Genomic DNA, 14,284 nt, shown 5'->3' on the forward strand with positions numbered 1-14,284 from the left:
AGGTCTTCCCACTGCTCCCCGCACCCGCGGGGATAGTCCCGTCCGTCGGCCGCTCTGTTCCGCCGCCGATCGCTGCTCCCCGCACCCGCGGGGATGGTCCCTCCTCGCCCTTCGGGAGCGCGTCGACGGCTCCCTGCTCCCCGCACCCGCGGGGATAGTCCCGTCCGTCGGCCGCTCTGTTCCGCCGCCGATCGCTGCTCCCCGCACCCGCGGGGATGGTCCCTCCTCGCCCTTCGGGAGCGCGTCGACGGCTCCCTGCTCCCCGCACCCGCGGGGATGGTCCCGGGCCCTCAAGGAACGGCTGCAGCTGCCGGACCTGCTCCCCGCACCCGCGGGGATGGTCCCCGGCCGCGGGTGTCCCGCAGCCGTCCGTTGACCTGCTCCCCGCACCCGCGGGGATGGTCCCAAGCCGGAGCGCCGGGCGCCGTACGACGCGCTCTGCTCCCCGCACCTGCGGGGATGGTCCCATCCAGCGAGCGTGGAAGCGCGCGGCGAAGGGCTGCTCCCCGCACCCGCAGGGATGGTCCCCATGCCGACGTAGCCGATCCTGTGCCGGATGCCTGCTCCCCGCACCCGCGGGGATGGTCCCTGGCGCTGCTGCTCGGTAATGTCGACGGCTTCCTCTAGCTCCTCCCCGGACGCCATGGTCGCCAAGTTCGGATGAACCTCGTTCACGACGAAGGCCGCCGCCCTGTGCTGGGTGATGGCCTTGAGTCACAGTCATCGCGCAAGCGCAGCGCAACAGCGAAGCCCTTCGCTGTTCTACAGGCGGGACGCCGGTGTACTCCCGACGTCCCTGGCCCCCTCCCCGTTTTACAGGTCCAGCCACGCCAAGAGGACCTTGGCGAGTACAGCCGCCGTCACACTTGAGCTGACCTGAACGAGACCACGCAGCAGGTGGGCACGCATCTTCTTACGGGTGTTCTTCAAAGGGATTCCCTTCTCAAACCGGCCCGCCCCACCGTGCGCCGGGGGCGACTCCGCCGCGGCAGACCGCGGCGCGCTGCGTCCCCGTTCGCCTGGCTGGGCGGATGAAGCTTGGGAAAGGGCCTGCCGGAACATTACCTTCTTCGCACGGGCCGGCGGGAGCCGTTCCATGGAAGTTCGCAGCCCAACACGCCGCCGCAGCAGAGGGAACACCGGGCTGTGTTCGCTGATCGTGTCCATCTCGCCGGTGCAACGACGGATGGCTACCGTCGTGTCATCGAAGCGCGACGCCAGGGCGTCCGGACGTCGAGCCGCCACGCGTTTCCCCAGCCGGAGGTCGTCGCGGCCGATGCTCCGGCGTCGGTTGAGGGGACCCGGGCACAGCGCGCGGCCATCAGGCCGCTGCCCTGCGCAGGGCTGGCTAAAGCGTACGGCCTGGGCAGGCCGGGTCCGTGAGCTTCGTCGGGCCGTTGCTAGCGGAAGCGCCAGTCGGTGAAGACCTGCTCGGCATCGGCTTCGATGACGTCCCGCAGGTCTTCGTCGTTATCCGGGGCATCAAGGCCGAGCGCGGTGAGGACGTGTCGGTAGTACTGGTAGGCGAAGTGCGGGTCGCCCGCTGCCAGCAGGGAGGACAGGAGCGGCTCGTCGCCAGCCGTAGACCGATCGACCTGGACGAGCACCTGGACGCGTTCGTTGCTGGTGAGAGTGGGGAGCGCGGAGCCGAGCTGCTGCTCCAGTCGGTTCCAGCTGGTCGCGGTCCGTGTCCGCGCTGCCTTCTTCAAGGCTCCGCGGACAGCCGCCACGGCGGGAACGAGACGATCTGGCAGCCGGACGGGACCCGTGATCGCGTCCCGTAGTGGTTGCGCGGCCGGAGAGGTCTTCTCGGCCGTGTCCGGTTCTTCGAGGGCGGTGATCCGTTTCCCCCACTCGTTCACCTTGTGCTGCTCAGCCTCGGACAGGTGGTCTCCGGCCTCCTTCGCCGCAAGAACCAGCTCTTCGACGAGATGCTTCTGCTGTTGAGCGGACAACGTTTCACGGCGTAGACGGCCAGTGATGCTCTGGACCTGTCCCCGCGCCCTGTTGCGTGCTTTGCGCTCCTGGACTTGCGTCACACGCTGCGCTTGCTGTTCCTGAGCCTCTGCCGCACGGCGTCTTTCCCATTCCCGGGCCGCTGACGCACGGCGTTCGTCTGCAGCCCGCCGTTTCTGGGCAGCCTGCTGACGTGCTTCTCGAAGGAGTGTGTCGGCCGCCTTGAGGATGCACGCCTCCTGCGGTGTGGTCACCGGGTCGCCCTGAAGGAATCTTCTGACCTGCGGGGTGAGCGTCGTGACCTTGTAGACGTGGCCGTTCCGGACCGTTTCGTCGAGGCTGGCGAAAAGCCGTCGGCGGACACGGTCCTGCTCAGCGAGCAGGTCGTTCGCATGGTCGATCGCGTGTTGCAGGTGCTCGAGCGCCTGCCCTTCGCAGCGCGGCACCTGGAGCTGCGCCGTGTCCCGCAGTTCGCGGACTGTGGTGGTCTCCTCCTTCTGTACGGCGTTGTTGATGAGCCGGATCAGTGTGCCGATCTGCACCGGCGCTTCCGGCTTTTCGCTGCGCGGCCGGGGCACTGGGGCCCGTTCTGCGGCGGCACGCGCGGCCTTGAGGCGGGTGACGACGGGGGTGATGAGTCGGCCGTGCTCGTCGATGGTGCAGTCCGCCAGTTCGAAGTCCCAGTCGGTGCCCATCATCGGGAGCTCGGTGCCGAGCATCATGACCCGCTGGTTGCCCTCGCTGACGAACTTGATGCGGTTGACGTAGCCCCGGCGTACCAGGGTGCGGTAGTCGACTTGGACGCCGGGGCCGAGGATGATGTCGCTGGCCTGGGCTGCGTCCCAGTCGGGCGTCGTCGTGGGGTCCATGTGGAGCAGCAGCGTGCGCCCGTCCAGTTCGATCTCCACGACGGACCCGACAGGGACGTCGTCGTGGTCGATGTAGCGGTAGCGCGGGGTGTGGCCCTGGCGGCGTAGCCACGTCTGGGTGGCCGCCCGCACGTACAGGTGGTCCGCGCTCGCGACGCCTCGGGAACGACGCCCGCATTCGGGCAGCAGCCCCTCGGGGTCGGGGAAGTGGGCAAAGTGGCTGACGCGGATGTTGCCCCGTCTCGTCAGGAGCTGGCCGCCACGCCCGCCCAGCAGGATCCCGCACCATAACGTCGTCCCGGCGAACTCCTCGCGGAAAGCGTCGAGTTCGTTGGCATCTGTCGGGCAGACCACTGGATCGTCGGACTCGGGATCCGCAAGAACGGCCGTCTGGATCTGCCGGTTGTCAACGCCCAACGCCAGCCCCTTCGCCAGCACAGCCGACCTCTTCCGCCTGCGGAGAGGTGTCCTGTGGGCGAGAGGAGAGGTAGAGCACCTTCAGTCGTTCAGCCTAACGGGCGTCACGGAGAGTATCGCCGAAATGCGGGAAATGTAGTCAACGTGAGGCTGCCTCAGTGAGGCGGCTTGAGCAGGGTCATCGTGGCCAGGCGGGGTTCGCATTCGACGAGTTGAAGCGACCACGCGCGAGCGGTCAGGGCAGGGGGTCGAGGGATGAGGGGTCAGCGCCTGTGGGTGCCGCCTTGTAGAGGTCACGACCGAGAGTTGGCGAGTTGAGCAGGATGGCCCAGGAGGCCCGCGGAGTCGGTTGGTAGCCGTGCAACTCGTCGGTGGTGCAGTTGGCCTCGCCAGTCCGGCATGCACAATTCTGCGGGGTGTTCACGCGATGCAACAGCACTTCCGCTCGGAGCTGATCGCGCCACGCGCCAGGGATGACCCGACGTCGGCATGCGTCAGGAACGACCGCGCCGCCAGGGCTGTCGGCGCGCCGTGCTTGGATGCGGCATTGCCCCCATGGGCGGGAGGAAGAGGACATGACGCGCACGACACCATCGCGGCCGCTGGACATCACTGCAGTGTTTCCGGAGCTGGCCGGCCTGACCAGGATGGTCACCCGTCTGCACCCGACGCCTGGAACGCCGACTGTCCACGACAGCTCGGTGGGCGGGCCCCTGCTGTGGCCGGCTGACGAACCCTGGCCAGAGGACGAGTCGGGGTACCCGCCGGTTAAGCCCCTGCAGACGCTGGCAGACGTCCACCAGGAGCGGGCCCTGCTGACCCAAGCGTGGGCGCGACCGCGAGGTGCGCAGGAGAACCTGTTGTCCGCGCAGGAGAGCGAGACGGTGGAGCGGTTGCGTGCGGGGCATGACCCCGCGCTGCTGCCCACGGGCCCGCAGCCGCTGATCCCGCTCGTGCAGCTCTACGCGCGCGATGTGCCCGCGCTGACCTTCCCGGAAGGTGCGGATCTGCTGCAGGTGCTGTGGGCGCCGGGCTCTGGCATCGAAGGGTGCTCGGCCAACGTGCAACTGCGATGGCGTCGGGCCTCGGACGTTCAGGAGGTCCTACGCACTCCTCCCGAGCCCGCATATGTCGAGTGCGATGACCACGTACCGGAGCCATGCCTGCTCCAGCCTGAATCAGTGCAGGAATGTCCGCCCGGCCATCTGCTGGACCAGGCCCTTAAAGAGCGCGTGTACGACTGGTGTGAACAGAAGTCGGTGAGCTATCAGAGCGATCTGTCCGTCGCTCCCGGTTGGAAGGCTGGCGGGTGGCCGGCCCCCTTCACCTTCCGCGACCCAGCCGACTCCGACGAGGATGAGGAGTGGCAATGCGGCGAGTGCGGCGGGCGCCTGGAGGCGCTGCTCACTATCGACAGCAGTGAGTGGGACGGGAACAGCGGCAGTTGGCGGCCGGCCGAGACGGTTTCGAAGCTCGTTGGGGATCCCTACCGGAGCCTGCGTAATCCCACCATGATGACCATCGGTCGAGGCTACACCTTGCAGGTATACAGCTGCGTCAGCACGCCCTCGCACCTGCCGCGCACGATCATGCAGTAGCCCAGGCCGAGCACTCCGAGTGGCGACTCGCACCGTAACGAGGACCCGTCAAGCTCAACTCGCCAACTGGAGTGCTCAGTCACACGAGTTGTGACTGAGTACTGCAGTTGGCCGGTGAGCGGCCGAATTGGCCGGCCGAGCGTTCGATGTCGGGCGCCTGGTGGGACCAGAGGGTTTCGTCGCTGCTGGTGGCGACGGCGAGGGTGCGTCCGGACGGCGAGAAGCCGGCGGCTCGCAGTTCGGAGTAGTTGGAGTCGAAGATGTGCCACCAGTTTTCGCCGTGCGGTCCGTTGTGAGGGATGCCTCCGTCTGCGGACAACAGGACGCGGTCGTGCGGCCACCCGGGGCTGACGACCTCCAGGGTCCAGCCGTCCTGGGTGGTGGTGTGTGCAGGCCGCCTCCGAAGAGTCCCGCGATGCGTACTCGGGCCGAGGCGATGGGGCCAAGCCCTGGACAGGAGAGATCTGGCACTGCGTCCGGGGTGCTGCCGTCGGGGTCAGGGTCACGGTCCCGGGCGATCTTCTCTCCGGTGACGGTGTCGAAGAGCCCGTGGCCGTTGACGGAGACAACCATGACCAGGTCGCGGCCATCGTCGGGAGCGAGAGCGAACCCGATGCCGAGCAGGCCACCGATAGGGATGAGCCCGGCCGGGACCGGGTCCCACAGGACAGGCGGCGCAACGACAGGGACGGACAGAAACTGCTCTCGCAGACGTCGCTGGTAGTCAGAGATCAAAGTCCCTCTCGCCTCGGCTGGACGTTGACCGCCCCACGGCGATGACGTGAATCGGGCCAGGTTCGCACGAGCCTCACGCTCGACCGGCCAACTGAAGCGCTCAGTCGCAGCGTGGTGATGGGCCGCAGCACGCTGGTTGTCGCACAGGCAGGTGTGTTGTCACCAGGACCACCGAGCGGCGAGTGCTGAGCGCAGTTCTGAACCGCGGTGCCGTCTCAGCTGTCCACTCCGGCTTCCCACTTGCGACGGCGCAGCACGTGATCGCTGAAGAGGTGCCTGCCCCGGTCGAGCAGTTCACCCACCTCCGCGTCGCCGCGCTGGCCGTCCGGGGACGGATGCCAGCGCTGCACTGACTGCGCGGCCCAGGTGCGCAGCTTCACATCGGGGTCCTTGAGCAGACCGACCGCCGCCCGTAGCGCCACGATGCCGCCGTGCGCGTCGAGCAGCCGGAAAGCGCCGACGCGGACGTGCCGCGGCCGCTCGGAGCTGGTGCGCTCCAGTAGCCAGTCGGTGGGCAGTTCCTTGGCCGAGGGCAGCAGGGCGGTGGTGGTCTCGCGGACGACCCCGGCGGCAGGGTCGTCGAGGAGCGGCCGCATGTGCTTCGCATCCGCGCAGTCCAGCGCCCGCAACCCGGCTACCGCTCGTGCCCGTACCCCGGCCGTCGGGTGCGCGAGCAGCGGCCGCAGCAGGCCGGCGTCCGTACGGTTCCCGCACTCGGCCAGTCCGATGACCGCCCCGGGCGGCAGTTGGGGGTCGTCGGGTGCCGTGCACCACTTCCGGTACCAAGCCGCCGGGTCACCACCCTGTTGCCGTACGACATACCGGGCACAAGCGCGCACGAGCGCGGAACGGTCGCTGAGGAACGGCTCCGCCTGCTTCGAGCGCCCTGCCCGTCTCAGCGCGGTGACGCCGGCCGAACGTACACGCGGGTTGCGTGCGGACAGCAGTGGAGGCAGCACACTCTCGTGAAGGTCCTCGTCCCGCAGTGTCGTGAGCGCCGCTGTGGCACACAGGTCCTGGACGACGGTGTCCTGGTCCCCGGCAGCCGCGCGGGCCAGCTCAGCGGGATGGAGCAGTCGGCCCTCGATGGCCAGCTGGTAGGCGAACCGCCGAACGATGCGGTCGGGGTCAGCGAAGAGAACAGCGAGCTGCCCGTGGGATGCCTGGCGCAGGATCTGGCTGAGCGCATCGACGCCGAAGGCACCTCTGTCACGGCGGCCGACGCGGAGGATGAGTGGCGCAAGATCGAGGGCAGAGCCGACGTTCAAGGCCTTGCACAGCAGCTGCCGTGCTTGCTCGCGCACCGGGCCGACCCAGTCGGCGCAACGGACCACAACCAACGGCAGCAGAGCGGGGAACCGGACCGACCGACGCACCGCCTCCTGACGGGTCCGCCCGTCGCGGTGGCAGAGAGCGAGTGCCAGTCGGGACTCGCTCAGCTGAGTCAGGTCGGCGGGCAGTGGGGCGGAATGCTCCCACTCCGGCAGGAACTGTGGGCGGTGCCAGGCCACCTCACGTACTCCTGCGTCCAGCGCGAGCCAGTCAGCGGGGTCGGCGACATCAAGCGTGCTGTGAAGCGGCGCACCACCCGCGAGCCGTGTTGCTGCTGCTGTCCCGTCCTCGATGTTCTCGAGCATTCCCGCCCCTCCAGCAGTGGTGCCAGTGATCGTAGGCGGATGGGTCGCGTAGGACGCGGGAAATATGGCCCGTGAACGTCGGGAGCCGCCGCTCGGCACCCCTGCTCACCAGAAGCCGCACGCGGTGACATTGCCTCTGCTTCGCTTGCAGCTGGTATCAGATAGCGCGCCGCATCGGTGACAACCACCATGCTTTGCCTTATTCGATACACCTCGTCGGCATCTGGGGTTGGTCAGGGGGCGGGCGGGCTGCCGGCGACCGGCAGAGCGGCGGCAGGCGGGGCCGACCGTCACCTTCCCACGCCTGCTACCACCCTGCTACCATGCGTGGGTGACTTCCGCGAAGAAGCAGACGCAGATCCGGTTGGAAGAGGACACCCTGGAGGCCGGTAAGGCGGCCGCGCGCGCCCGCGGGCTGGACTTCAACAGGTACGTGGAGCGACTCATCATCGAGGACACCACCGGCGCCCGTGCCGCCGGCATGGCCGCGGCACAGCGGCTCATCGACGAGCACGGCTCGTACCTCGACGACCTGGAGCAGCAGCTCGACGCCCCGTACGCCGACTCTCAGCCGGGTGCCGCCGCGTGATCCTGCACGTCGACGAGTCCTGGATCCTCGAGGTGGCAGAACGGGCCGGCCACCGCGATCCGGCCGCCGACGACTACGGCGTACCCATCGCAGCCGTCGCTCGCCACCGTGGCGAGCTGCTCGATACCCCGGTCTACGACGGCGCCTACGCCCGCGCCGCCGCTTTGGTGCACACCCTGGGACGCTGCCGCTGGCTGGAACGCTCCAACCTCGCCGTCGCCTGTGCCGCCGCCGTCATGTACCTCGAAGCGAGCAACATCCCGGTCAACCCCACCCGCGAGCAGCTCACTGCGCTTGCCTACGAACTGAACAATCCCCGCTGTACCACCGCCCGCATTGCTTCCTTCCTGCGCACCTGGAAGCCCTGACCCACGCCGCCGCAACCGACCGGTCGGGCGCAGACCCGGCTCGGCAGTGCGGCCCGCCGCCCTCTCGTGTGCTGCGTGTGATGCCCGCCATCCAGCACTTCGAAGTCCAACGGCCAGGCGTAACGCCGGCCAGCTGCTCTGGCCTCTGGGCACCGCAAAGGACTGCTGATGACGAAACTCCGCCCTCACCAGCGTGAGGCTGTCGACGCGGTACGGGCTGCCCTTGAGGTGCCTGCGGCCGGTACCGTCCCCGAGCGTGGGCTGCGTACGCAGGTCGTCATGGCGACCGGCTCGGGCAAGACCCTGGTGGCCGCGCAGAGCGCGCACGAACTGCGGGCGGGCCGCGTGCTGGTGCTGGTTCCCTCGCTGGACCTGCTGGCGCAGACCGAGGCGGCCTGGCGCGAGGCCGGTCGCACCGGCCCGATGATCGGCGTCTCCTCGCTGCGCGGGGAGAGCGCGGCTTTCCCCAGCACCACCGATGTGCGGGAGCTGATCGACTGGGTGCGGCCGTTCGACACGGTCACCGTCTTCGCCACCTACGCCTCCCTGGGACTGGGCACCCTGGAGCGGGCGCACCAGGGGGGCCTGCCGGGCTGGGACCTGATCGTCGTGGACGAAGCCCACAGGACGTCGGGCGGGATCGGGAAGCCCTGGGCGGTCGTCCACGACACCACCCGCATCCCGGCGCTACGGCGCCTGTACATGACCGCCACGCCGCGCCTGTGGCAGCTCGGGGACGACGAGGCGGCCGGCGCCCCGGGCGAGCTGGTCGCGAGCATGGACGACGACCCCGCCGGCCCGTTCGGCGCCCGCTGCTTCACCCTCACGCTCTCCGAGGCCATCGACCGGGGAATCTGCGCCCCCTACCAGGTGGTGTGTGTGGACATCACCGACACCCAGCTCCAGGCCGCGCAGCTCCTGGGCGCCGAGGCCCGCTCGGACGAGGTCCGCGGGGCCCGGCTCGCAGCCCTCCAGACCGCACTGCTCAAGGCGTCGTCCGAGGAAGGCTTCAGGCGCACCCTTACCTTCCACCATCAGGTCAAGGAGGCCGAGGCGTTCGCGGCCGGCCTGCCCGACGTCGCCGCGAAGCTGCGCGCTGAGGACCCCGTCCTGTATCCGCGCACGGTCTGGGCTGACTGGCTGTGCGGCGAGCACAGGCCCGCCTACCGGCGGCGGGTGCTCGGCGAGTTCGCGTCCGGGATCGCCGCCGACGGCACGATCGTGGAGAAGGGGTTCCTGGGCTCGGTGAAGGTTCTCGGGGAGGGCGTGGACACCCGGGAATGTGACTCCGTGTACTTCGCGGACGTGCGCGGGTCCATGCCGGATCTGGTCCAGGCCGTCGGCCGCGCGCTGCGGATGCAGCCGGGCGAGGGCAAGGTCGCCTCCCTCGTGGTGCCGGTCCTGCTGGGGCCCGGGGAGACGGCCGACAGCATGCTCACCTCCCGGGCGTTCGGCGGGCTGGCCAAGCTGCTGACCGCCCTCCGGGCACATGACGCCCGCGTGGTGGAGCAGCTTGCCGAGCAGCAGGTGCAGAGCCGTGTGAGGGGCGTGCAGAGCCGTTTGAGCGGTGAGGAGAGCGAGGGAGGCGAGAGCGAGCGAAGCGACGGTGGCCTGTCGGTGCCGGCCCGGGCCCTGCTGAAATTCTCCACACCGCGTGATCCCGGGCAGCTGGCCGCGTTCATCAACCTGCGCGTCCTCAACCCCGAGCACGCGCACTGGCGGCGCGGCATCGAGGCCGCCGCCCTCTACGCCCGCACCCACAGCGACCTGAAGGTGCCCTTCACCTACCGGGTCCCCGCCGCCGACGACCAGGAGGCACAGGCCCAAGGGTGGCCGGCCTCGCTCGCCGGTTTTCCGCTGGGGCAGTGGATCGCCGACGCCCGCCGGTTCTACGCCCGCGGCGACCTCGGCGAGGACCGCGTCGCGCAGCTGGAGAAGCTGGGCATGGTGTGGTCGCACTTCGACGTCGCGTGGGAGGAAGGTCTCGCGGCGGCGCGTGGGTGGGCGGCCGGGCACGGGCACCTCCTGGCCCCGCTGGACGCCACCTACCAGGGCTGCCGGGTGGGTATCTGGCTGAAGAACCAGCGGGCCGCCGCCCGGAAGGCGCAGGAGGTCGAGCAGCGGCGTGCCGAGGGACTGCCCGTCCAGTCGGCGGCCGGGGCGCTGGCGGAGGTGCGGCGCGAGCAGCTGGAGGACATCGACCCCTCCTGGTGCCCGGCCTGGCCGGTGGAGTGGCAGCGCGCGTTCCACTTCGTCCGGCTCCACCTGGATGCCGGCCTCCCGCTGCCGACGTCGCCGGGCGACGTCGTGCGCCAGGGCGAAGACCTCGGACGGTGGGTCCGCTCGGTCCGGCTCGGGTGGGACCAGCTGACGACCGTGCAGCAGTGGATGTGCGAGCAGGTCCTCGGTATCGAGCCCGCCGGCGAGGACGAGAAGCCGAAGCCGCGCCGCACGCAGGCCGACAAGTGGGCGATGCACTATCTGGCCGCCAAGCAGTTCTACGAGCGAGAGGGGCACCTCCAGGTCCCCCGCAAGCACGTCGAGCGGACCGTCGGGGAGGACCAGGAGGAGCGGGAACTCAAGCTCGGAGCGTGGATCGGCAACCAGCGCAGCCGGGCGGCGACGCTGTCCCCGGAGCGGGTGGAGCAGCTGTCCGCGATCGGGATGCGGTGGGCGTAGCAGCACTGCGCGAGGCGACAGCGCACGATGCCCGGCTCCATAGCCGGCCTTAGCTTGCCATTTAACCTCTGATCTCCGCGTGAGGTGAGGCTGCGCTACATCGCGGACTGCGGCAGACGTTTTCCCCCTTCGCGGGCGTTCGTTGCTGGTTGGCATGATGGTCCCGTGGCAGAGCCGACCTTTCGATATCACCCTGACCCGCTGGCAACGGGGTCCGCGGTGCTCACCGACCATGTCTGCAGTGTCTGCGGCATGGATCGACAGATCCGCTATCAAGGCCCTGTCTACGGTCAGCAGCCTGATTCCCTCTGCCTTCACTGCATCCATTCCGGGGCAGCGTCACGGGCCCTGAGCATCTCAGCCGGAGGCGATGAGGACTTCGACATGTCTGCAGTGTTCAGCGATGCCGTCGACGTCCCCGACGACGTGCCTCTGTCGGTCGTCGAAGAAATAACCCGCCGCACTCCCGGCTTTGCCGGTTGGCAGCAGGAGGCCTGGCTGTACCACTGCGGCGATGGCGCGGCCTTTCTCGGCCCTGCCGGATATCGCGAGCTTGAGGACCACCCAGCCGCCCTCGCCATGCTCCGTAAAGATCACCAGCGTTACGGGTGGGCCCCGGCAGAAACCGAACAGTTCTTGCGGGGGCTAGACCGGACTGGCGAGCCCACCGCCTATCTGTTCCGCTGCTTGCACTGCGACACAAGCCTGGCATCTTGGGACATCGGCTGACGGCCGCTTATTCCGTGCTGTACTCACGGCCATCGTCGGACGTTCGCCGGGGCTTCGTTCTCTTCTTGTGGTGTGCGGGGCGGGTGTAGGACTCGCCGGTGGCGAGCACCCGCCCGACGTCGTACCGGATAGCCGGGCGCCGGTTCTTGAGCCGAGTGGGCGGCCGGGGCCGGGGCGGGTGGGTGGACCCGCGCGGGGGTGAGTCTGTTCGGTTCCGCCGGCCGCTCCCATGGCCTACGCAGATCCCGTGCAAGGGGGCGGGCGAGGCGAAGCTGAGCGTGTGCGGCCGGAACGATCCAGGTCCAGCGATCGGCGGCCCGTGAGTCCCGCAGCTTCGGCTTGGTCCAGCCGAGGGTCTGCTTTAGGAGCCTGAATGTGTGTTCCACGTCGAAGCGGCGGAGGAACGCCTGCCAGCATCGGTCAACGTCGCCTGTGCTGGCGCCGGTGCCCGACCACCACAGCCAGACGGGCTTGTTTACCCCGCCGCTGGGCAGCTTCTTGACCGTCAGGCGGACCGCGGTGCCTTCAATGATCGGAAGCGGGCCCCTCATGGTCGATCCATGCGGCCCGCCGGGTCAGCTGGGGATGGAGCCGGTCCCACGCCTGCGCGGTAGCCACCCCGTACCGGTCGGTGTTGGTGAAGGTCACCGCGGTGGCCTCGCCCAGGTCTCGGGTCGGCCGAAGACGAACTCACCGCCATGTTTGGGCGGGCGGCCGCCCTGCGGCGGGCAGATCCACGGCACTGGGACGGGCTTACGCATCACCCTGTCCGATCGAAGTCGGCCCAGCACTTCGACCGGCAGGTCAGCTAGGAGGTGGGCGATGCGAGGAGGGTCATAGCCGGCGTCCAGCACAACCAAGATATCGGGGGACCCCGGCTGCCACTGGCCGACTTCCATGAGGCGTCCGACGACGTCGCGTACCTGGTCGGCGGTGACCGCAGCCAAGTCGGCGCCGGGCTCCAGTCGGATCGCGTCCAACAAGGCCGTCCATGAGGTGCGGCCGGTCTCCAGGGCGGCGACGACCGAGTAGGGCCAGCCGGGCACCATCTGGTGCTTGCCCAGGCCGCCGCGGCCAAAGGTGTGGCAGAAGGAGCGGTCAGAGCAGGTGTCGGCGTCCGGCCGAAGCCATGGGGAGACGTCCACGGCCAGCGCCAGCCGGCCGTCGCTCTCCCGGGGCAGCGACACACCCGCCAGCGCGCGGCGAAGGCGGGCGACGTCGATTCGGCCCCGGTTGATTCCGGAGTACAGGGCTCCATGCCCGCGTCGGTGTTCCGGCGCGAGAACCAAGTCCACGAGCGTGCGGACCGGGCCGTCAGTGCACAACAGCGCGTCGCACAGCTCGAACAGGGCGTCCGCTCTCGACGTCAGGCACGCGTACAACTCTGACCGGAAGTCCGACACAGTGGTGAACGCATCTCGTTGAACCCCGTGCTCGACCAGTTCCACGATCCCGGCCTCCGTGCTGCATCATCCCTGACCACAGGATCGGGGGTCGGCCTCACGCACGTCCGATGAACTGGGAAAACCCCGAACAAGTTCGAGCACAGTTCGACGGTCGGTGGATAAACGACAAGCTTAGGGCGTGTCTTGAGAGTTCGGGTGGCCGTTAGCCGGTGCTTGGTGACGGCGATGAGGTGCGTGGGCGATGGGCTCGAACGTCCACAGGGCGTCCATCGGGATCGCGAGCTGTCATCGTCCACTGCGTGGGCAGTGTTTCGATCTGGCTGACCGGCCATCCGGCGCCCAGGATCTGTTCGCGGACCTCACACAGTTGCGCGTGTGTTCCCACGCGCAGCCCCCATCCGGTCTTGCTGAGGGGGTCGAGATCAGTGGTGGGGGCGGTAGTGGTTTCCATGATCATCAGGTGGTCATCGCCGCCGACGTCGATGACTGCGATCCGAGGATCAGACGGGGTTGCGGCACGCTCGAATGCGAGCACGGCTCCGAGCAACTCCGTGTAGTACGCCACGAGCCGGTCAAGGTCGGTCGTGGACAGAGTCAGATGGTTGATTCCGAAGAGTTCGGGCATGGTGGGCAAACTGTAGTGCAGCCGCTGGAGGGCACCTGGGTCGCGGTTGAAATGTGGTCACAGCGCCTGACGTATCAAGGTGAGTTGGATCGTGGCCTCGTAGCGGACGGCAAGTCGCTCGTAGCGTGTCGCGACTCCTCGTTCCTGAGGAGGCCGCTCGATTCCACGGGGGCAGTGGCCGTTGGCAGTGTGGGCCGGTCACCTCTCTTGATCTCAACCATGCTTGAGGTAGCACCATCGTCCGCATGAACACGGATTCCACGGCGCACGCCGCAGACATCGAAGCCGTCAAGCAGGTCGTTGCCACCGTCGAGCACTCCCAGCAGCACAAGGACCCTGATGAATTCCTCGCCCTCTTTCACCCCGATGCGGTCTGGACAACGGCCCACGGCAAGGTTCTCCTCGGCCTCGAAGCGATCTCGGAGTTCACCCGGAAGGTACTCCCCGCGGCCAGCTGGGACGGCAAGGTCAGCTACGAGGTGATCCACGTGCTCTTCATCCGCCCGGACGTCGCGGCGGTCAAGGTTCGGCAGCGCTACCTGTCCCCGGATGACGAGAGCGAGGGTGCTCCGCTGTACGTGATGACCAAGCAGGACGACGGCCGCTGGCTGCTGACCGCCTGCCAGAACACGCAGGTCGTCACCGACTGATCTCTTCGGACGGCCTGGCTGCACGC

9 protein-coding genes, 2 pseudogenes and 1 CRISPR repeat array (1 of these 12 running past the window's edge) are annotated in these 14,284 nt (G+C 68.7%); of the genes and pseudogenes, 6 read left to right on the forward strand and 5 right to left on the reverse strand.

The genetic code is table 11. The annotated features are described in order from the left end of the window. Nucleotides 1–589: direct repeats of the CRISPR family, unit length 29 nt; unit sequence CTGCTCCCCGCACCCGCGGGGATGGTCCC (it extends 1,022 nt beyond the left edge of the window). An 811-nt stretch (nucleotides 590–1,400) separates the two neighbouring features. Next, a complete protein-coding gene (locus ACFZP7_RS34375) occupies nucleotides 1,401–3,263 on the reverse strand; it encodes a hypothetical protein (protein WP_385638230.1) in 1,863 nt (620 codons plus the stop codon). 554 nt (nucleotides 3,264–3,817) lie between these two features. Between ACFZP7_RS34375 and ACFZP7_RS34380 the strand changes: the two genes are divergently transcribed. Continuing rightward, the gene (locus ACFZP7_RS34380) at nucleotides 3,818–4,840 is read left to right on the forward strand and encodes a hypothetical protein (protein WP_385638232.1); all 1,023 of its coding nucleotides are present in this window, start codon (nucleotides 3,818–3,820) and stop codon (nucleotides 4,838–4,840) included. Between the two features lie 79 nt (nucleotides 4,841–4,919). Here ACFZP7_RS34380 and ACFZP7_RS34385 read toward each other — a convergent pair. Both ACFZP7_RS34385 and ACFZP7_RS34390 read right to left on the reverse strand, forming a co-directional pair. Further along, nucleotides 4,920–5,575 (reverse strand): annotated as a pseudogene (locus tag ACFZP7_RS34385) (hypothetical protein). Nucleotides 5,576–5,790: 215 nt separating this feature from the next. Beyond that, nucleotides 5,791–7,212 (reverse strand): hypothetical protein, encoded by a 1,422-nt coding sequence (locus tag ACFZP7_RS34390; RefSeq protein ID WP_385638235.1) that lies wholly within the window; start codon nucleotides 7,210–7,212, stop codon nucleotides 5,791–5,793. A 331-nt stretch (nucleotides 7,213–7,543) separates the two neighbouring features. On the opposite strand from ACFZP7_RS34390, the gene ACFZP7_RS34395 reads away from it, so the two are divergent. The 4 genes from ACFZP7_RS34395 to ACFZP7_RS34410 all read left to right on the forward strand — a co-directional run bounded on the left by ACFZP7_RS34395 (nucleotide 7,544) and on the right by ACFZP7_RS34410 (nucleotide 11,577). Then, complete coding sequence (locus tag ACFZP7_RS34395) at nucleotides 7,544–7,801, forward strand: hypothetical protein (protein ID WP_223779431.1); 258 nt, start codon at nucleotides 7,544–7,546, stop codon at nucleotides 7,799–7,801. Next, entirely contained in the window at nucleotides 7,798–8,169 is a 372-nt protein-coding gene (locus tag ACFZP7_RS34400; RefSeq protein WP_125773931.1) for a fic family toxin-antitoxin system, toxin component, read from the forward strand. Before ACFZP7_RS34395 ends, ACFZP7_RS34400 begins: the two co-directional genes overlap by 4 nt. Before the next feature lie 168 nt (nucleotides 8,170–8,337). Next, nucleotides 8,338–10,848 carry a Helicase associated domain protein gene (locus ACFZP7_RS34405; protein ID WP_385638239.1) on the forward strand — a complete coding sequence of 837 codons (2,511 nt, stop codon included), beginning with the start codon at nucleotides 8,338–8,340 and terminating at the stop codon, nucleotides 10,846–10,848. A gap of 165 nt (nucleotides 10,849–11,013) precedes the next feature. Beyond that, nucleotides 11,014–11,577 carry a CbrC family protein gene (locus ACFZP7_RS34410; RefSeq protein ID WP_385638242.1) on the forward strand — a complete coding sequence of 188 codons (564 nt, stop codon included), beginning with the start codon at nucleotides 11,014–11,016 and terminating at the stop codon, nucleotides 11,575–11,577. Between the two features lie 7 nt (nucleotides 11,578–11,584). Here the strand turns inward: ACFZP7_RS34410 and ACFZP7_RS34415 are convergent. Further along, nucleotides 11,585–13,025: pseudogene (locus ACFZP7_RS34415) on the reverse strand (NF041680 family putative transposase). 160 nt (nucleotides 13,026–13,185) lie between these two features. Then, entirely contained in the window at nucleotides 13,186–13,608 is a 423-nt protein-coding gene (locus ACFZP7_RS34420) for a VOC family protein (RefSeq protein WP_385638244.1), read from the reverse strand. Nucleotides 13,609–13,853: 245 nt separating this feature from the next. Here ACFZP7_RS34420 and ACFZP7_RS34425 point away from each other — a divergent pair, with 245 nt between their 5' ends. Beyond that, the gene (locus tag ACFZP7_RS34425) at nucleotides 13,854–14,258 is read left to right on the forward strand and encodes an SgcJ/EcaC family oxidoreductase (RefSeq protein ID WP_210952322.1); all 405 of its coding nucleotides are present in this window, start codon (nucleotides 13,854–13,856) and stop codon (nucleotides 14,256–14,258) included. Nucleotides 14,259–14,284: the final 26 nt, after the last annotated feature.

It is taken from the genome of Streptomyces sp. SudanB5_2050 (assembly GCF_964272335.1).
GTDB classification, from domain to species: domain Bacteria; phylum Actinomycetota; class Actinomycetes; order Streptomycetales; family Streptomycetaceae; genus Streptomyces; species Streptomyces rochei.